Here is a 17451-nt window from a genome sequence, read left to right as displayed (position 1 = left end):
GATCAAAGATGCGAGGCTTCCGCCTCCAGCTTGTGCTGGCCGCCATATGTGCCGCCGCCCCGATATGTTCCGTAAAGGCACAGGACAGCCAATGGTCCGGCAGCATTGCCGCCGGCATCGGTGTCCGCCCCGACTATGTCGGTTCCAAGGACCTGGAGCCGACGCCTTACATCGCCGGAGAACTGGCCTATGGCCGTTATTTCATGGAAGTCCAGGGCAAAGAGGTGGCGCTGGGCGTCGAACTGACGCCGTCCCTGTCGTTCGGTCCCCTGTTCGATATCGAGAATGGTCGTGACGATGGCGTCAAAAGCGACCGGGTAGGCCGGCTGCCCGAGATCGACGATGCCATCCAGGTGGGCGGTTTTGTCCGGCATGCCTGGCGCGGGCTGTTCGACGGGCGGGACCAACTGACGCTGGAGGCGACCTATCTGCGGGACGTTTCCGACACCTATGACGGCGGCATCGGGTCGTTGGGGCTGTTCTATGGCCGCAAGCTGGGTGACCGCTGGTCGGTGGGCGGTGGTGTGAGGCTGACCCATGTCGATGGCAATTATGCCGGCACCTATTTCGGTGTCCTGCCAGCCGCCGCAGCCGCCAGCGGCCTGTCGGCCTATGATCCGGGTGCGGGGCTGCGTGATGTCGGTGTCAGCGCCAAGCTGGCCTATGCCCTGGATGAGAACTGGAACATCCAGCTTCTGGGCAATTACAAGCAGCTTCTGGGGGATTTCAAGGACAGCCCGGTGGTGAAGCAGGAGGGACGCGCCGGGCAGTTCTCCGGTGCGGTTGCCGTCGGCTACCGCTTCTGACGGGGCGCTGCATCAGCGGGGCATGACGATGGCGTGCAGCCGGTGGCGGGTGGCCAGGACGTGCCTGGCCATCACCCGCTGTGCGGCGTCGGCATCCTCGCGCCGGAAGGCGGCCAGCAGTTCCTCGTGCTCGGCCTGGGATTCCAGGACATGGACAGGGGGGGCTGCCGGCACCTGACGGTGGCGGGGGGCCACGCAGGCGGCGATGGCCGGACACAGCCGGGCGGCGTCGCCCAGAACGGGATAGATCAGCGTCATCCGCGTGGCGTTGCGCAGCACCTCGTTCCGGCAGGCCCGCATGATGGCCCGGTGGAACTGCCAGTTCAGTTGATACCAGTCATGTTCGATCTGTTCCGACCATTCGCCCCGGTCCAGGATGGCGCGGCCCTGCCGGACCAGACCCGACAGCCAGTCCAGCGCCTCGGGCTCCCACCCCCGGTCCACCGTGGTGCGGGCGGCGATGCCCTCCAGCGAGGCGCGCACCTCGATACTGTCGAACACGTCGCGCACGGTGACGGCGCGCACCATGTAGCCACGGTTGACGCTGTAATTCACCACGCCCTCGGCCGACAGGACGGCCAGCGCGCTGCGGATGGGGGTCCGGGAGACGTTCAGCAGGCTGGCCAGCGCCTCGGCCCGCAGCTTCGTATCCGGCGCGATCTTGCCGGTCAGGATCATCTCGCGCAGTTGCATCAGCACGGAATGGGTGGCGGGCTCGGTCTGCTGCGGCTCGGTCAAGATGCCGTCGACCTCCGTCTCCTCCATACCCGTCGCGTCCGTTGCCTGTTCCATGACCCTTCCCCTTGCGTACGCCGATACCGCACGCCTTGCCCTCAATCTCTTACACTGATCCCGGGGCGGCCGCGCAACTCCTGAAAGGGCGGCGGCCACCATATCGTGCATCAACGGCCGTCGGCCACCACGGTACCGGGGGGCGGCGTCTCCCCGTTCAACACGGCCACGACCGATCGCGCCGCCACCAGATTGGTCCGCGCCAACCCCTCATGGGACGACGCGCCGGCATGCGGGGTGGCCACGACATTGGGCAGGGCCAGCAGCGCCTCGGACACGGGGGCATAGGCGGGGTCCCCCTCGCTGACAAACACGTCCAGCCCCGCCCCACCCAGATGGCCCGATGTCAGCGCCGCTAGCAGGGCCGCGTCATCGACCAGACCGCCCCGCGCCGTATTGATCAGGAAGCCCCCCTTCTTCATGGTTGCCAGGGCCGGTGCGTCGACCAGGAAACGCGTGGCGGGCGTCAGGGGCGCGTGCAGGCTGACAAAGTCGCTGCGGCGCAGCAGTTCCGGCAGATCGACATAGTGGATGCCAGTCCGGGCGGCATAGTCGGCATCGGGGCTGCGCGTATGGACCAGCACCTTGGCATCAAAGCCCGACAGGCGGCGCACCACGCTTTTGCCGATGCGGCCCAGCCCGACCAGCCCCACGGTCCGCTCGCACAGGTCATGGCCGTTCAGGATCGACCAGTCGCCGGCCTGCATGGCAAGCTGGCTTTCGCGGAACCGCCGCGCCACGGCGATCATCAGGCCGATCGTGTGGTCGGCCACGGCATCGTCATTGCCGCCCGCCGCGATGGTGACGACACGGCCCAGGTCGCGGGCCGCCGTCACGTCGACACGGTCGTAACCGACACCGCGCCGGGCGATGACCCGCAAGCCGGGCAGCGCTTCCAGCAGGGGGCGGGTCACCCGCGCATGACCGACGATCCATCCCGCCGCCCCATTCAGCAGGCGGCACAGCGTCTCCATGTCCAGGTCGCCATCGCCCTTGCCGGGCGGCGGCGGGGCCAGATCCACGGTGCAGCCATGGGCTCGCAGATAGGCCAGCGACCTGTCATCGAAGAAACGCTGGGTGACGACGATCTTTCGGGAAGCGGCAATGGACATGGGACAAGGCTCTTCATGACGGGAAAGCCGTATCGTATCCATGATTGAAAAATTTGCATCCAAAAAATGGAATTATGGATTTCTCAATTTGACCTGATGTCGCCGCACCTTGTCGGCGCCGTACCAGCAGTCATGAATCATGACCGCTGGTACGACAACAAAAACCCCCGGAAGGCTGGCCTTCCGGGGGTTCGGTTCTGATCACGCCGGTCTGTGTTTACGCGGCGCGGTCACCATCCTGCACGATGGCGCGGCGGTACAGATGCCAGGTGGCATGGCCCAGCCAGGGCAGGGTGACGATCAGGGCCAGCAGGCCACCGACGATGCTGACGCCGATCACCACCGACACCATGGCGCCCCAGGCCAGCATCAGATGCGGGTTGGCACGCACGGCACGCTGGCTGGCGATCATGGCCGTTACCACATCGATATCGCGGTCCAGCAACATGGGGGCGGCAAAGACCGACAGGGCGAAGATGGTGGTGGCGATGACGCCGCCGGCCAGGATGCCGATGGCCGCGAACTGCATGCCCTGCACGCTGCCCGTGACGGCCGACCAGAGCTGGCTCAACTCCATCGGGGCCGGGCCGAAGAACAGGGCATAGATCAGGGTGGCGATCTTCATCCAGGCGATGGTGGAGAAGACCAGGAACAGGCCCAGCAGGCCGATCTGGCTGCCGCCATGCCGGCGGAAGGCGAAGAAGACCCGCGCGCCGTCCAGGGGCAGGTCCAGCGAACGCCGCCGGCTGATATCGTAAAGGCCCAGCGCCGCAAACGGGCCGAACAGCAGGAAACCCGTGACCGCCGGGAACAGCAGATGTGTCCAGCCCAGAAGGGTCACGGCCGCCAGCCCGCCCAGCCCCAGCAGGGCATAGATGCCGCCGAAGACCAGGCCATAGGCCGGCTCCGCCCGGAAATCGTCCCAGCCATCGGCAAGGGCCGCCTGCAAATCCTGATTGGTCAGGGTCCGGGCCACCGGCACCGGTACATAATCGGCGGGCAGCGGCAATATGTGCCCGCCCTCGTTCAACGCCACCATCGCTTCCTCCGGCCTGTATGCAACAGGATGCGCCGTACCTCTTCCGGGCCGGTCGCTACCCCTGATCGTGGCGCATTTCGTCGCACCTGCCCAGCCCCTTTCTAGGGGGAAATGCCGGCGCGGAAGGTCAGGGTCAGGCCGTTAGTGTGACACGTCCCGCGCCACATCCGCGATCAGGCTGCGCAGCCAGCGATGGGCGGGGTCATGGCGATAGCGCACATGCCAGGCCATCTCCACCGGGAAGGTGCCCAGGTCGACCGGGGACGGCACCACCTTCAGGCGCGGGTCGCGGGCCAGATGGCGGCAGATCAGGCGCGGCAGGGTGGAACAATAATCCGTCACGGCGACCAGTTCCGGTACGGCCAGGAAATGCGTCACCGACACGGCCACATCCCGCTTCAGCGCCTGTTTCTGCAAGGCCTGGAACAGGCCGACGCGCAGCCGTCCCGGCGGCAGCATGTTGACATGCTTCATCCGCTCATACTGTTCGCGGGTCATGCTGTCGCCGATATCGGGATGGTCGGCCCGCACGATACAGGCCAGACCGTCATCCATGATGTGCTGGACCACCAGATTGTCGGGCGGGTCGGTGATGCGGCCCATCACCAGCGCTGTGCCGCCGGAAATCACCCCGGTTTCCGCCAGATCGGTGCCGAACGGGGTCAGGCGCAGCTTGATGCCGGGCGCCGCCTGCCGCAGCCGCGCCACCACCACCGGCATCAGCACATATTCCACAAAACTGTTGGGCGCGATGGTGAACAGCCGGTCGGCCTGGGCGGGATCGAATTCCTGCTGGCCCAGGATGACATCGTCCAGCGTGGCCAGGGCCGCCGCGATCACGGGGGCCAGTTCCTGCGCCTTCTCCGTGGGTTGCATGCCGTACCGTTCACGGATGAACAACGGGTCGCGCAGCATGTGGCGCAACCGGGTCAGCGTGTTGGACAGGGCCGGCTGTGTCATGCCCAGCCGTTCGGCGGCCCGGGTGACGTTACGTTCCTCCATCAGCGCGATGAAGGCCGGCAGCAGGTTCAGGTCGTAGCGCATTAGTTATGATGTCATCTGAATATCTGAAATTGGAAGGATAAATTTCCGGAATGTTTTGGATAGGGACATGATCCGGGCATGCAAACGCCAAGGAGTTGCCCCGATGTCCAAGATCCTCTTTATCCTGACCAGCCATGACCGTATGCTGAATGGCGAGCCGACGGGCATCTGGCTGGAGGAACATGCCGTTCCCTACCTGGCCTTCATCCGTGCGGGCCATCAGGTCACCGTCTCCTCCATGGCCGGCGGCCGCGTGCCCGTCGATCCGAAAAGCACCCCCACCGCCGAACAGCACGCCGCCTGGGCCGAGGCCATCGCCCCCCTGGCCGACACGCCCGCCTTCGACACGCTGGATGCCGACACGTTCGACGCCGTCTATATGCCGGGCGGCCACGGCACGGTCTTCGACATGCCGTACAACAGGAAGCTGCACGATCTGCTGTTCCGCTTCGATGCGACGGGCCGGGTGATCGCTGCCCTGTGTCACGCCCCCGCCGTCTTTGCCGGCATGCGGCGTCCCGATGGCACGCCCTTCATCGCCGGTCGCACCGTCGCCGCCTTCACCGATGCCGAGGAGCGGGCCGTGGATGGGGTGGAAAAGGTGCCGTTCCTGTTGGAAACCCGCCTGAAGGAACTGGGTGCCCTCCATCACGCGGCCGCCGACTGGTCATCCAACGTTATCCTGGATGGCAATCTGGTCACCGGCCAGAACCCGCAATCCTCTGCCGCGGCCGCGACGCTGCTGCTGGGCCTGCTCTGATATTTCCCGCCGCTTTCTCGGACCGTGAGGACAAGACCATGACCATCAAGACTATCCTGCCCAGCCGCCTGGGCTTTGGTGCCGCCCCGCTTGGCAACATGTTCCGCGCCATTCCGGAGGACGAGGCGCTGGCCACCGTGGAGGCGGCCTGGAATGACGGCATCCGTTTCTTCGACAATGCCCCCTTCTATGGCGCCGGTCTGGCGGAAATCCGCATGGGCCAGGCGCTGGCCGGCAAGCCGCGTGACGACTATGTCATCGCCACCAAGGTCGGCCGCCTGATCCTTGACGAGGTGGAGGATGTCTCCGCCCGCGATCTGGGCGAAAAGGGCGATGTCTTCAAGCACGGCCTGCCCAACCGTGTGGTCAATGATTACTCCGCCGACGCCACCCTGCGTTCCATCGAAGACAGCCTGAATCGGCTGCAGACGGACCGGATCGACATTGTCTGGGTGCATGACGTGGCCCAGGATTTCTATGGCGATGAATGGCTGGGTGTCTTCGAAAGCGCCCGCAAGGGGGCGTTCAGGGCGCTGGACCGGCTGCGGGACGAGGGCGTGATCAAGGGCTGGGGCCTGGGCGTCAACCGGGTGGAGCCGATCGAGCTGCTGCTGGGTCTGGAGGGGCACCGTCCCGACGGTTTCCTGCTGGCCGGGCGCTACACGCTGCTGGACCATGACAAGGCGTTGCAGCGGGTGATGCCGATGGTGGCCGAACGCGGCCTGGGCATCGTTGTGGGCGGCCCCTACAGTTCCGGCGCGCTGGTCGGCGGTCCGAATTTCGAATATGCCCCGGCCACCCCCGCCATCCTGGACAAGGTGGCGCGCATCAAGGCCCTGGCCGACCGCCATGGCATCAGCATGAAGGCCGCCGGCCTGCAATTCGCGCTGGCCAATCCCGCCGTCGCTGCCGTCATTCCCGGTGCCAGCCGCCCCGACCGTATCGCCGAGGACAGCGCCGCCCTGGCGGAGATCATTCCCGCCGATTTCTGGCGTGAGCTGCGCGCCGCCGGCCTGGTCAACCCGGCCGCCCCGCTGCCTGTGTGAACCGCTGGTTCCCTGAGGATCGTGCGAAGCGGACCCATGGCGCCCTGCTATGGTGTCCGCTTCCTGCTGGACGCCGGGGGTGGAAAGCGTCGCATAATGCCGGCCCTTCCATTCGGACCCTGGTGAAGGCAATAAACGCATGACCCTGAATGCCGCTTCCCCCACCCGCCGCCAGCTTCTGGCCGGTACTGCGTCACTGGCGATGATGGGGCTGGCCCCCAGCGCGCTGGCCGCGACTGGCGGCGACGCCACCGCCAGGGCCCAGGCCTTCCTGGACCAGTTGACCGACAGGATCCTGGCCTGGTACCCGGAAAACGCCACGCAACTGGGCATCGACAAGGACCGGCATGCGGGCCTGCGGGCCCGGCTGGGTGACCGCTCGCTGGCCGGGATCGAGGCGCAGCGCGGGGTGGTGAAGGAACAGTTGACCGCCGTGAAGGCGCTGGACCGTAACGGCCTGTCGGCCGAGATGCAGGCCAATCTGGAGGTGGCGCAGGCCACGCTGGAACTGTCCGACAAGGGATATGGGTTCCGGTTCGGCGATATGGCCCTGTTGAACCAGAGCTATTCCTACCGCAACAGCCCCTATGCCGTGGCCCAGAATCTCGGCGCCTTTGTTGAGGTGCCAGACTTCCTGACCAGTCAGCACAAGATCGAAACGAAGGAAGATGCCGACAGCTATCTGTCGCGCCTGACCCAATATGCCACGGCGCTGGATGCGGAAACCGAACGGCTGCGGGTCGATGGGGGCCAGGGCTATATTTTGCCGGACTTCCTGCTGGACAAGGCCATCGGACAGTTCGCGGGCGTGGCCACCGCGCCCGTGGCCGATTGGGAACTGGTGAAGCATTTTGAGGCCGGGGCCAAACAGGTGGGCCACGCCAAGCCGGGTGAGGCGGCCGCCATCGCCACCGACAAGATTCTGCCCGCCCTGAAGCGGCAGCAGGCGGTGATGGAACAGCAGCGCCAGGGCGCGCGCAGCGATGCCGGCGTCTGGGCCCTGCCGCGGGGCGCGGATTATTATGCCTGGGCGTTGAGTGCCGCGACCACCACCAGCCTGTCCCCGGATGAGGTGCATGCGATGGGGCTGGAGCAGCTCAAGCTGCTGCAATCGCGCATGGAACCGCTGCTGCGCGCCCAGGGTCTGACCCAGGGAACCGTGGGCGACCGCATGGCGGCACTGGGCAAGGACCCGAAATATCTCTGGCCCAATGATGACAAGGGCCGGGCCGATCTGCTGGCCTATATCAATGAACGGGTGGACGATATCCGCACCCGCATGCCGCAGGCCTTCACGGTGCTGGTGCCCGGCAAGCTGGTGGTCAAGCGGGTGCCCGTGGCGATCGAGGCCGGGGCCCCCGGCGGCTATGCCAGTGCCGGGTCGATGGATGGCAGCCAGCCCGGCAGCTACTACATCAACCTGCGCGACACCAGCATCTGGCCGCGCCATGCCCTGCCGACGCTCTCTTATCATGAGGGTATCCCCGGCCATATCTGGCAGGGGGAATATAGCTACAAGCTGCCCTTGATCCGGACCCTGCTGGCCTACAGCGCCTATACCGAGGGCTGGGCGCTTTATGCCGAGCAGTTGGCCGATGAGTTGGGCGTCTATAAGGAAGACCCCATCGGGCAGTTGGGCTACCTGCAATCCATGGCCTTCCGCGCCTGCCGTCTGGTCGTGGATACGGGCATCCATGCCAAGCGCTGGACAAGGCAGCAGGCCATCGACTGGTTCGTCACCAACAATGGCTCAACCGCCGCGCAGGTCTCGCGGGAGGTGGATCGGTACTGCTCCTGGCCGGGCCAGGCCTGCGCCTACAAGATCGGGCATACGGCCATCAACCGCGTGCGCGATGATCTGAAGGCCCGGCTGGGGGGCACGTATGATTTCCGCCGCTTCAACGATGCCCTGGTGATGACGGGTAATGTGCCGCTGTCACGGCTGGGGGCGTTGGTGGAGGGAAGGTTGAGGGCGTAAAGGCGGGTGATTGCTGGATAGGGGGCTCCCTCACCCTCCCACCGCTACGCGGCGGGCCCCTCCCTCTCCCGCAAGCGGGCGAGGGGCGTAAACTGACGGTCGGCGCAAAATCCGCCCCTCGCCCACGAAGGTGGGAGAGGGAGGGTGAGGGTACCCACGCCGATCGCACCCCGCGCCACCGGCATCACCACCCGCCTGCGACCATAAGGACGGGACATTGTTCCATCAAAGCCGGGCATGGCACCTTGCGCCGGCCCCGCGATGCCCCTACCTTTGCACGCATGCGCTTTCTTGCGACCCTTCTGCTGCTGGCGGCATTCCTGATGAATGTCCCTGGGCTTCACGCCCGGGACCTGTCGCACAGCCATGGGCAGACGGGGCATGACCAGACGGGCCAGACGCAGATGCTGGCCGGTGCGGAGCATGCGCCCATGGGCAAGCTTTCCATGGATTGCCACCATGAATGCAGCCACATCCATGTGGCCGACCGGGCCCGCGGGACCCGTGTGGTGGAACCCGTGGTCTGGGGCGTGACCGCCTATCCGGCAGAGAGCCTCCTGCTGCCCGAAAGTGCCGAGCCGGCGCTTCCCGACGAACCCCCGCGCGCCTGACGAACCGATCCCTGTCGCCGCCGCCCTGACCGGGCGGCCCGGTATCTGTTCGTCATCGCGGAGTATCCATGCGGCTGCATCACGCGGTCGCCCTGGCGATTTCTATCGCCGGGGCCCCGGCGGCATGGGCGCAAACCACGCCCGCCGCCGCCCCCCCCCTTTCCCAAACCCCAACTGTTCTGACCCCTGATACCGCCATCGCGCTGGCTTTGGAGCATGCGCCGCGCGGTCTGGCGGCGCGTGCCCGGCTGGATGCCGCCGGCGGGGCCGTCGATCAGGCCGATACCAGCCCCAATCCGGAGATCGGGTTCGAGCTGGAGAATTTCTCCGGCTCCGGCCCCTATCGTGATTTCCGGTCGTCGGAGCGCACCTACAGCCTGTCGCAGACCATCGAGCTCGGCGGCAAGCGTGGCCGGCGCACCGATGCCGCCCGTGCCGCCCGCGACGGAGCGGCGGCCGATCTGGCGCTGGCCCGGCTGGACCTGGCGCGCGACGTGCGCCTGGCATTCAGCGAGGCGGTGGCGGCATCGCGGCAGGTGGCCCTGACCCAGGACGGGTTGCGGCTGGCCGTGGCCGTGCTTGACGGGATCAAGGCGCGGGTGGAGGCGGGACGAGAGGCCCCCATCCAGGCATCGCGCGCCGACATCACGCGTCGTCAGGCGCAACTGGCCCTGGATCAGGCCAACCGCCGCCTGACCGTCGCGCGGCAGACGCTGGCCGGCCTGACCGGCCTGTCCCCCGCCTCCCTGACCCTGTCGGAAGACTGGTTCACGCGCATCGATGCCCATGATCCGGCCACCACAGGTGAAGCCGCCGACCTGCGCCGCCGGCAGGCGGATGTGGCGCGGGGCCGGGCGGAACTGTCGGTGGAACGGGCCAAATCCATCCCCGATGTCACCCTTTCCGCCGGCTTCCGGCAGTTCCGGGAGGATGGGGAGAATGCCTTTCTGATGGGCGTATCCGTGCCCATCCCGATCTTCGACAGCAACCGGGGGGCCATCGCCAAGGCACGGGCCGATCTGGTTGCGGCGGAGGCGGACCTTGCCGCCGAACGTATCGACCTGGACCGCCGTGTCCATGCGGCCCGTGCCAATCTGGTTGCCGCCCGCGAGACCGCCCGCACGCTTCAGGACAGCATCATCCCCACCGCCGAACAGGCCTTCACGCTCGCCAATGAAGGCTATGCCCAGGGCAAGTTCGCCTATCTGGAAGTGCTGGAGGCACAGCGGACTCTGGTGGATGCGCGCACCGACCTGATCAACGCCCTGCAGGGCTTCCACGACGCACGGGCGGAGCTGGACCGGCTGACCGCCCCGGACATTGAGGTGTCCCCATGAACATCACGAAAAAACATGTCCTGATCGGCGTCTCCGCCATCGCCCTGCTGCTGGCCGGCGGCTTTGCCCTCACCAGCTTCACCGGCACCCCCAAGCCCGTCGCGGCCAAGGCCGGCGACGGCCACGATCATGGCGAGGGGGAGGAGCATGAGGAGGAGGGCGGCGCCATCCATATGGACGCCGCCACCATCACCCGGTCCAAGATCACCCTGGTCGAGGCCGGCCCCGCGCCCGTGTCCCGCGATATCCGCGTCATGGGAACGGTGGTGGCCGATGCCGACCGGATGGTGCATGTCACCCTGCGCGTGTCCGGCATCGTGACGGAGGTGCATAAGCGCCTGGGCGAGCCGGTACAGCCGGGCGACGTGCTGCTGGTGCTGGACAGTCGCGATCTGGCGGAGGCCAAGGCAGAGTATCTGTCGGCCCTGCGCCAGGAAAGCCTGGCCGCCACCACCCTGTCGCGGGAGGAGGGGCTGTGGCGCAAGCAGGTGTCGGCGGAACAGGATTACCTGACCGCCCGCGCGGCGGCCGAAACCGCCGCCATCACGCTGGCCGCTACACGCCAACGCCTGACGGCGCTGGGCCTGTCCCCGGCGGAGATCAAGGGGCTGGACAAGCAGCCCTTCAGCCTGGGCCGGCTGGAGGTGCGGTCCCCCGTCGCCGGCCGCGTCATCGGCCGGGAAGCGGTGCGGGGCGAGTTGCTGGCCGCTGAAAAGGAGGTCTTCTCCGTCGCCGACCTGTCCAGCGTCTGGGTCGAACTGCCCGTCTATGCCGCCGACCTGCCCGCCGTGAAGGAGGGCCAGCCCGTCAGCCTGACCGGTCAGGGCGGGCGGATCGTGGAGGGCAAGGTGATCGCCGCCGGCGCCACCCTGGACCCGCAGACCGGGGCCGCCCGCGTCGTGGCCGCACTGGATAACAAGGATGGCATATGGCGGCCCGGCGATTTCGGGTCCGGCACCATCCAGGCCGGTGGCGAGGCGGCGGATATCGCCGTGCCGTCCAGCGCTCTCCAGGTGCTGAACGGTGACACGGTCGTCTTCGTGCGCAACGCCGAAGGGTTTGAGCCGCGCGTGGTGGAGGTTGGGCGGCGCAACAGCCGATTTGCCGAAATCACCTTCGGCCTGTTCCCCGGCGAACAGGTGGCGACGGGCAATACCTTCCTGCTGAAGGCCGAAGCCTCGCGTGGGGAAGCCTCCCACAGCCATGCGCATTGACGGGAGGGGATGATGATCGAACCCATCCTGTCCTTCGCCATCCGCCGGCGCGTGCTGGTGGTCCTGCTGGTGGCGGTATTGGCGGCGTTTGGGGCGCGTTCATTGTTGAACCTGCCCATCGATGCCGTTCCCGACATCACCAACAACCAGATCCAGATCACGACGCTGGCCCCCGCCCTGTCGCCGTTTGAGATTGAACAACAGGTCACCTATCCGGTCGAAACCGCCCTGGCCGGGATTGCCGGGCTGGAGGATACGCGCTCCATCTCTGTCAACGGCCTCTCGCAGGTCACGGCCATCTTTGAAGAGAAGGTGGACATCTATTTCGCCCGGCAGCAGGTGGCCGAGCGGCTGGGTGAGGCGCGCGACCGCCTGCCCCCCGGCCTGACGCCCACCATGGGGCCGATCTCCACCGGCCTGGGCGAGGTCTATATGTGGACCGTGGAATACGGTCCCTTCGATGCCGCCAAGGCCAGGGCGGGGTCGCCCGGCTGGCAGCCCGACGGGTCCTACCTGACGCCCGAGGGTGAACGGCTGATCACGGAGGTGGAGCGGGCAACCTATCTGCGCACCGTCCAGGACTGGATCGTGGCGCCGCAGATGAAGGGCGTGCGCGGCGTGGCCGGGATCGACACGATCGGCGGCCATGTCCGGCAATATCATGTCCTGCCCGATCCGGCCCGGCTGGTCAGTTTCGGCCTGACCTTCGCCGATCTGGGCACGGCCCTGGAACGCGCCAACCAGAGCTTAGGCGCGGGCCAGATGGAGCGGAACGGGGAACTGTTCATCGTCCGCTCCGACGGTCGTATCGCCACGGCCGAGCAGATTGCCGGCACCGTCATTGCCACGCGCGGCGGCGTGCCGGTCCGCCTGTCGGATGTGGCCACGGTGCAGACGGGCCAGGAATTGCGGACGGGCAGCGCCAGTGAGAACGGGCGGGAAGTGGTGGTCGGCACGGCCCTGATGCTGATCGGGCAGAACAGCCGCACCGTCGCCGATGCCGTGGATACCAAGCTTCAGGATATCCGCCGTTCGCTGCCCGCCGACATCCTGGCCAAGACGGTGCTGGACCGCACCGATCTGGTGAATGCCACCATCAAGACGGTGGCCAGGAACCTGACCGAGGGGGCGTTGCTGGTCATCGCGGTTTTGTTCCTGCTGCTGGGCAATATCCGCGCGGCCCTGATCACGGCCCTGGTCATTCCCGTCACCATGCTGTTCACCGCGACGGGCATGCTGGAGGCCGGCGTCAGCGCCAATCTGATGAGCTTAGGCGCGCTTGATTTCGGCCTGATCGTCGACGGGGCCGTGATCATTGCGGAAAACTGCCTGCGCCGGCTGGGGGAGAGGCAACATCATCTGGGCCGCGTCCTGACATGCAAGGAACGGCTGGCGGAGGTGATGGAAGCATCGAAGGAGATGATCCAGCCCTCGGTCTATGGTCAGGCCATCATCATCACTGTCTATCTGCCCCTGCTGACCTTCACGGGGGTCGAGGGCAAGATGTTCGAACCGATGGCGCTGACCGTGATCATAGCCCTGGTTGCAGCCTTCATCCTGTCCCTGACCCTGGTCCCCGCCCTGATCGCCATTTTTGTGTCGGGCAAGGTGGAGGAGAAGGAGAATGTGATCATCCGCCGGGCCGGCGACTGGTACCGCCCCTGGCTGGACCGGGCCCTGGCCGCACCGGTGAAGGCAGCGGGCTTTGCTGCGGCCCTGTTTGCCTTCTCTCTGCTGCTGTTCACGCAGTTGGGCCAGGAATTCATCCCGCAACTGGATGAAGGTGACGTGGCGCTGAACGCGTTCCGCATCCCCAGCACCAGCCTGCCCCAGGCCACCGAACAGCAGTTGGAGATCGAAAAAACCATCGCCGCCTTCCCGGAAGTGGCCTTCGCCTTTTCCAAGACGGGCACGGCGGAGATCGGGACGGACGTGATGCCGCCCGGCATCTCCCACATGTTCGTGATGCTGAAGCCGCGCGACGAATGGCCCGATCCCGGCCTGTCCAAGGCCGCACTGGTCCAGCGGCTGGAAAAGGCCGTGGGCAGCCTGCCGGGCCAAGTCTATGAGGTCAGCCAGCCCATTCAACTCCGTTTCAACGAATTGCTGGCCGGGGTGCGCGGCGACGTCGCCATCAAGGTGTTCGGCGATGATTTCGATACCTTGCTGACCACCGCCAACCAGATCGCCGCCATCATCCAGACGGTGCCAGGGGCGGCGGATGTGCGGGCCGAGCAGGTATCGGGGGCGTCCTTCCTGAATGTGGAGGTCGACCGCGACCGTGCGGCCCGTTACGGCCTGTCGGTGGCCGATGTGCAGGAGGTTCTGGCCATCGCCGTTGGCGGGCGGGAGGCGGGGCTGGTCTATCAGGGCGACCGCCGCTTCGATATCCTGGTCCGCCTGCCCGATATGTTGCGCAACGATCCCGACGCGCTGGCGACCCTGCCGATACCCCTGACAGAGGGGCGGACGGTGCCGCTGGGCGAGGTGGCGACGATCCGCTTTGCCGAAGGCCCCAACCAGATCAGCCGGGAAAATGGCAAGCGCCGCATCGTGGTGCAGGCCAATGTCCGAGGCCGCGATATCGGGTCCTTCGTGGCCGAGGCGCAGGAGAAGCTGGCGGCCCAGGTCTCGGTGCCCGCCGGTTACTGGGTCACCTGGGGCGGGCAGTTTGAAAACCTGATCGCGGCGCGTGACCGGCTGATGATCGTGGTGCCGGCGTGTTTTGCCCTGATCTTCCTGCTGCTCTACAGCGCCCTGGGATCGGCCCGCGATGCGGTGCTGGTGTTCAGCGGCGTGCCGCTGGCCCTGACGGGTGGCATCCTGGCGCTGTATCTGCGGGGCATGCCGTTCTCCATATCCGCCGCCGTCGGCATGATCGCGCTGTCGGGGATCGCCGTGCTGAACGGTCTGGTCATGCTGTCCTTCATCCGGCAATTGCGGCTGAAGGGCATGGCGCTGGAACAAGCCGTGCGGGAAGGGGCCATGACGCGCCTGCGGCCTGTGCTGATGACGGCGTTGGTGGCCAGCCTGGGTTTCGTGCCCATGGCGCTGTCCACCGGCGTGGGGGCGGAGGTGCAGCGGCCCATCGCCACCGTTGTCATCGGTGGTCTGATCACCGCCACCTTGCTGACCCTGATCGTGCTGCCGGCACTCTACCGCCGCTTCGCTGGCCCGATCATCCCCCATGAAGACGATCTTGCCCAAGGGAGGGTGCCATGACGCGCCTGTTGCCTGTCCTGTTCCTGGCCATGGCCCTGACGGCCTGTGCCCAGGGTCCACGTGACCTGCCGCGTATCGCCGATGCGGCCTGCCCCAGCGGGGAACGGTTCGTCCGTCCCCATACCGTCCTGCATGGCAATGACGGCGTGCGCGCCCATGCCGACGGTCATGACTGCGCCCCGCCGCGCGATCCATCCAAGTGAAAGCAGAGGAGAAGCATCATGTTGAAGCCGTTCCTGACCGCCGCCCTGATCACGCTGCTGCCCCTGTCCGGGGCGGTAGCCGCTGAGAAGGGCCATGACCATAGCCATGGCGCCGCCGAAAAGGGTAAGCATGGTGGTATCGTACAGGATGTCGCGGGGGTGGAGGCCGAACTGGTCGTGACCGCCGGCACCATCGCCGTCTATCTCTCCAACCATGGCGCGGCGCCGGTATCGCCCGAGGGCGCTATGGCCAGTGTGCTGCTGACGCAGGGCACAAACCGCGTGGGCACCATCGCTTTGACGCCGGCGGGCGACCGTCTGGAAGGCAAGGGCGAGGTGCCGGCGGGCGCCGATATCGTGTTGAGCCTGCGGACTAAGGACGGCAAGACCGGCCAGGCCAAATATGAACTGGGGGGCCATTCGCACTGAGGTCTGGGCGCTGCCGGGGGATTCCCGTCCAGGCAGCGCCCTGATGCCCCTGCCCGCAGGGGCCCGCCCGGGCAATATCCCGGCAACCAAGGGTCCCTGCGGGCGATCTATCGATACTTATATAGGCCGAACGGCGTCTTGGCCTTTCCTGCCATCCTGGATAGCTTACCGCCAACCGGATGCCCGATCGGCATTCATGACCAGTTACGGAAGGAACGCCCATGAGCTCTTTGAAGATGATGTCGCTGCTGCTGGCCGCGGCGATCTCCTTGCCCTTGTCGACGGTCCAGGCCGTCGAGGCGCCCGCAGATCAGGTGGCGAATGTCCCCCTGCCGGACCTGCTGGCGCCGATCCTGGCGGGTGAGCAGCGGTCCGATGCCAACAAGGCCCGCGATGCCTGGCGCCATCCGGTGGAAACGCTCGACTTCTTCGGTGTCGAACCCGGCATGACCGTGGTGGAGATCTGGCCCGGTGGCGGCTGGTATACTGAGGTGCTGGGCCCCTTGCTGAATGCCAATGGCCGCTATATCGCTGCGGGTGCTGACCCCAATGGCGCGTCGGCGGGCACCTTGGCCGGCATCCAGCGTTTCAAGGACAAGCTGGCAGCCGACCCCTCCCGCTACAGCAATACCCAGGTGGTGGCTTTCGGTCCCAAGGCGCTGGACTTTGTGCCCGCCGGATCGGTCGATCGGGTCCTGACCTTCCGAAATGTCCATAACTGGATGGGCGCCGGCTGGTCCGAGGATGCTTTCAAGGCCATGTTCAAGGCGCTGAAGCCGGGTGGTGTGCTGGGCGTCGTGGAACACCGGGCCAATAAGGACCAGCCGCAGGACCCCAAGGCCGCTTCGGGTTATGTGCGCGAGGATCATGTGATCAAGCTGGCCACCGATGCCGGCTTCAAGCTGGTGGCGATGTCGGAGATCAACTCCAACCCGCGCGATACGAAGGATCACCCCAAGGGTGTCTGGACCCTGCCGCCGACCCTGAGCCTGAAGGACCAGGATCGTGACAAATACCTGGCCATCGGCGAAAGCGACCGCATGACCCTGCGCTTCGTGAAGCCGGCCACCTGAGGCACTTCTATATAGGGAAGGGGAGTCGCTGCTGTGGCGACTTTCCGGGCGCCTGAACCCCGGCCCTGCAAGGGCCGGGGTTTTTTATTGGGTTTCCGGGGGTGGTTAGACCCCAGATGTTGTTTGTGACGCTTCTATGGGTGGTAGTTTTCAAAAAAGTGACGATTGTCTGCAGAAAGGTGTTGCGTTGTTGTGAGGGGGTGTCCTATACCCCGGCTCCCGCAGCGAGGCGGCCCTGGTGGTTGTGGCGCGGCGGACGGATCTTGGTGGTGTAAGCCACTGACATTGTTGGACTAAGACATCATCGTGAGCGGATTTCGGTCCGCTTCTGTTGGTCGGTTTTGCTTCTGTCTTTTGGGTTTTCCGGTTTTCCGGTGGCTCTGGAAAAAAAGACGAGGCGGTGAAAAAAACCGGTTGACAGGGTTTGGTGGAGCGACTAGAAAGCGCCCCACCGACGCGCCGGACACGCTCTGGCGGCGATGGTGAAACGATCCCTGAAATGGCTGGCGCTGCTGCGCTGGTTGTTGAGGACCCGGGGTTAGAGCCGGGTGACAGTGTATCGTTGGGTTCTTTGACAAGTGAATCTGTTGAGAAGGGATGCGCAGGCGGCGGATCTTGATGAGCTGGCAGGTCTGGTTCGTTTGGATACGTTAGCGCTTGAGCATCCTGGTACATGTTGCTCTTAACGCCATCCGCTATCTTTGGATGGTGGATGGGTTGGGTGACAGATGATTGGGTAAGTTTGGCGTTTTTTCGTATCCGTCAATGAGGAATGGTCAGAGATG

General features: G+C 66.0%; 15 protein-coding genes. 11 read left to right on the top strand and 4 right to left on the bottom strand.

Annotated features, from left to right (window positions below):
• Positions 1-8 precede the first annotated feature (8 nt).
• Entirely contained in the window at positions 9-806 is a 798-nt protein-coding gene (locus KBA48_RS05290; protein WP_292903959.1) for a MipA/OmpV family protein, read from the top strand.
• Between the two features lie 12 nt (positions 807-818).
• On the opposite strand, the gene KBA48_RS05285 is transcribed toward KBA48_RS05290, so the two are convergent.
• The 4 genes from KBA48_RS05285 to KBA48_RS05270 all read right to left on the bottom strand — a co-directional run bounded on the left by KBA48_RS05285 (position 819) and on the right by KBA48_RS05270 (position 4793).
• Positions 819-1598 carry a GntR family transcriptional regulator gene (locus KBA48_RS05285; protein WP_292903958.1) on the bottom strand — a complete coding sequence of 260 codons (780 nt, stop codon included), beginning with the start codon at positions 1596-1598 and terminating at the stop codon, positions 819-821.
• Positions 1599-1708: 110 nt separating this feature from the next.
• Positions 1709-2710 (bottom strand): phosphoglycerate dehydrogenase, encoded by a 1002-nt coding sequence (locus KBA48_RS05280; RefSeq protein ID WP_292903957.1) that lies wholly within the window; start codon positions 2708-2710, stop codon positions 1709-1711.
• 217 nt (positions 2711-2927) lie between these two features.
• Positions 2928-3749: a DUF2189 domain-containing protein gene (locus KBA48_RS05275; protein WP_292903956.1), complete on the bottom strand. Its 822-nt coding sequence runs from the start codon at positions 3747-3749 to the stop codon at positions 2928-2930.
• Positions 3750-3890: 141 nt separating this feature from the next.
• Positions 3891-4793: a LysR substrate-binding domain-containing protein gene (locus tag KBA48_RS05270; RefSeq protein ID WP_292903955.1), complete on the bottom strand. Its 903-nt coding sequence runs from the start codon at positions 4791-4793 to the stop codon at positions 3891-3893.
• Positions 4794-4896: 103 nt separating this feature from the next.
• Between KBA48_RS05270 and KBA48_RS05265 the strand changes: the two genes are divergently transcribed.
• From KBA48_RS05265 to KBA48_RS05220, 10 genes are all read left to right on the top strand, one after another.
• Positions 4897-5553: a type 1 glutamine amidotransferase domain-containing protein gene (locus KBA48_RS05265; RefSeq protein WP_292903954.1), complete on the top strand. Its 657-nt coding sequence runs from the start codon at positions 4897-4899 to the stop codon at positions 5551-5553.
• A gap of 38 nt (positions 5554-5591) precedes the next feature.
• A complete protein-coding gene (locus KBA48_RS05260; protein WP_292903953.1) occupies positions 5592-6599 on the top strand; it encodes an aldo/keto reductase in 1008 nt (335 codons plus the stop codon).
• Between the two features lie 139 nt (positions 6600-6738).
• Positions 6739-8577 (top strand): DUF885 family protein, encoded by a 1839-nt coding sequence (locus tag KBA48_RS05255; protein ID WP_292903952.1) that lies wholly within the window; start codon positions 6739-6741, stop codon positions 8575-8577.
• A 281-nt stretch (positions 8578-8858) separates the two neighbouring features.
• Positions 8859-9188, top strand: coding sequence for a hypothetical protein (locus KBA48_RS05250; protein WP_292903951.1), 330 nt, complete (start codon positions 8859-8861; stop codon positions 9186-9188).
• Between the two features lie 68 nt (positions 9189-9256).
• Entirely contained in the window at positions 9257-10525 is a 1269-nt protein-coding gene (locus tag KBA48_RS05245; protein ID WP_292903950.1) for a TolC family protein, read from the top strand.
• A complete protein-coding gene (locus KBA48_RS05240) occupies positions 10522-11739 on the top strand; it encodes an efflux RND transporter periplasmic adaptor subunit (protein WP_292903949.1) in 1218 nt (405 codons plus the stop codon). The genes KBA48_RS05245 and KBA48_RS05240 overlap by 4 nt, the downstream gene beginning before the upstream one ends.
• Before the next feature lie 12 nt (positions 11740-11751).
• Positions 11752-14961 (top strand): efflux RND transporter permease subunit, encoded by a 3210-nt coding sequence (locus tag KBA48_RS05235; protein ID WP_367273810.1) that lies wholly within the window; start codon positions 11752-11754, stop codon positions 14959-14961.
• Complete coding sequence (locus KBA48_RS05230) at positions 14958-15164, top strand: hypothetical protein (protein WP_292903947.1); 207 nt, start codon at positions 14958-14960, stop codon at positions 15162-15164. The genes KBA48_RS05235 and KBA48_RS05230 overlap by 4 nt, the downstream gene beginning before the upstream one ends.
• 18 nt (positions 15165-15182) lie before the next feature.
• Positions 15183-15593 carry a hypothetical protein gene (locus KBA48_RS05225; protein ID WP_292903946.1) on the top strand — a complete coding sequence of 137 codons (411 nt, stop codon included), beginning with the start codon at positions 15183-15185 and terminating at the stop codon, positions 15591-15593.
• Positions 15594-15814: 221 nt separating this feature from the next.
• Positions 15815-16666 (top strand): methyltransferase, encoded by an 852-nt coding sequence (locus tag KBA48_RS05220; protein ID WP_292903945.1) that lies wholly within the window; start codon positions 15815-15817, stop codon positions 16664-16666.
• The last annotated feature ends 785 nt before the right edge of the window (positions 16667-17451 follow it).

Origin of the sequence: Niveispirillum sp. (genome assembly GCF_017996735.1) — a bacterium.
In the GTDB taxonomy this organism is placed as follows: domain Bacteria; phylum Pseudomonadota; class Alphaproteobacteria; order Azospirillales; family Azospirillaceae; genus Niveispirillum.
This window is presented reverse-complemented; position numbering and strand designations above follow the sequence as displayed.

Coding starts and splice junctions, on each gene's coding strand:
- KBA48_RS05275 (WP_292903956.1), bottom strand. CDS start 3,749: ATGGTGGCGTTGAACGAGGGCGGGCACATATTGCCGCTGCCCGCCGAT.
- KBA48_RS05225 (WP_292903946.1), top strand. CDS start 15,183: ATGTTGAAGCCGTTCCTGACCGCCGCCCTGATCACGCTGCTGCCCCTG.
- KBA48_RS05285 (WP_292903958.1), bottom strand. CDS start 1,598: ATGGAACAGGCAACGGACGCGACGGGTATGGAGGAGACGGAGGTCGAC.
- KBA48_RS05280 (WP_292903957.1), bottom strand. CDS start 2,710: ATGTCCATTGCCGCTTCCCGAAAGATCGTCGTCACCCAGCGTTTCTTC.
- KBA48_RS05235 (WP_367273810.1), top strand. CDS start 11,752: ATGATCGAACCCATCCTGTCCTTCGCCATCCGCCGGCGCGTGCTGGTG.
- KBA48_RS05255 (WP_292903952.1), top strand. CDS start 6,739: ATGACCCTGAATGCCGCTTCCCCCACCCGCCGCCAGCTTCTGGCCGGT.
- KBA48_RS05250 (WP_292903951.1), top strand. CDS start 8,859: ATGCGCTTTCTTGCGACCCTTCTGCTGCTGGCGGCATTCCTGATGAAT.
- KBA48_RS05270 (WP_292903955.1), bottom strand. CDS start 4,793: ATGCGCTACGACCTGAACCTGCTGCCGGCCTTCATCGCGCTGATGGAG.
- KBA48_RS05260 (WP_292903953.1), top strand. CDS start 5,592: ATGACCATCAAGACTATCCTGCCCAGCCGCCTGGGCTTTGGTGCCGCC.
- KBA48_RS05220 (WP_292903945.1), top strand. CDS start 15,815: ATGAGCTCTTTGAAGATGATGTCGCTGCTGCTGGCCGCGGCGATCTCC.
- KBA48_RS05240 (WP_292903949.1), top strand. CDS start 10,522: ATGAACATCACGAAAAAACATGTCCTGATCGGCGTCTCCGCCATCGCC.
- KBA48_RS05290 (WP_292903959.1), top strand. CDS start 9: ATGCGAGGCTTCCGCCTCCAGCTTGTGCTGGCCGCCATATGTGCCGCC.
- KBA48_RS05245 (WP_292903950.1), top strand. CDS start 9,257: ATGCGGCTGCATCACGCGGTCGCCCTGGCGATTTCTATCGCCGGGGCC.
- KBA48_RS05230 (WP_292903947.1), top strand. CDS start 14,958: ATGACGCGCCTGTTGCCTGTCCTGTTCCTGGCCATGGCCCTGACGGCC.
- KBA48_RS05265 (WP_292903954.1), top strand. CDS start 4,897: ATGTCCAAGATCCTCTTTATCCTGACCAGCCATGACCGTATGCTGAAT.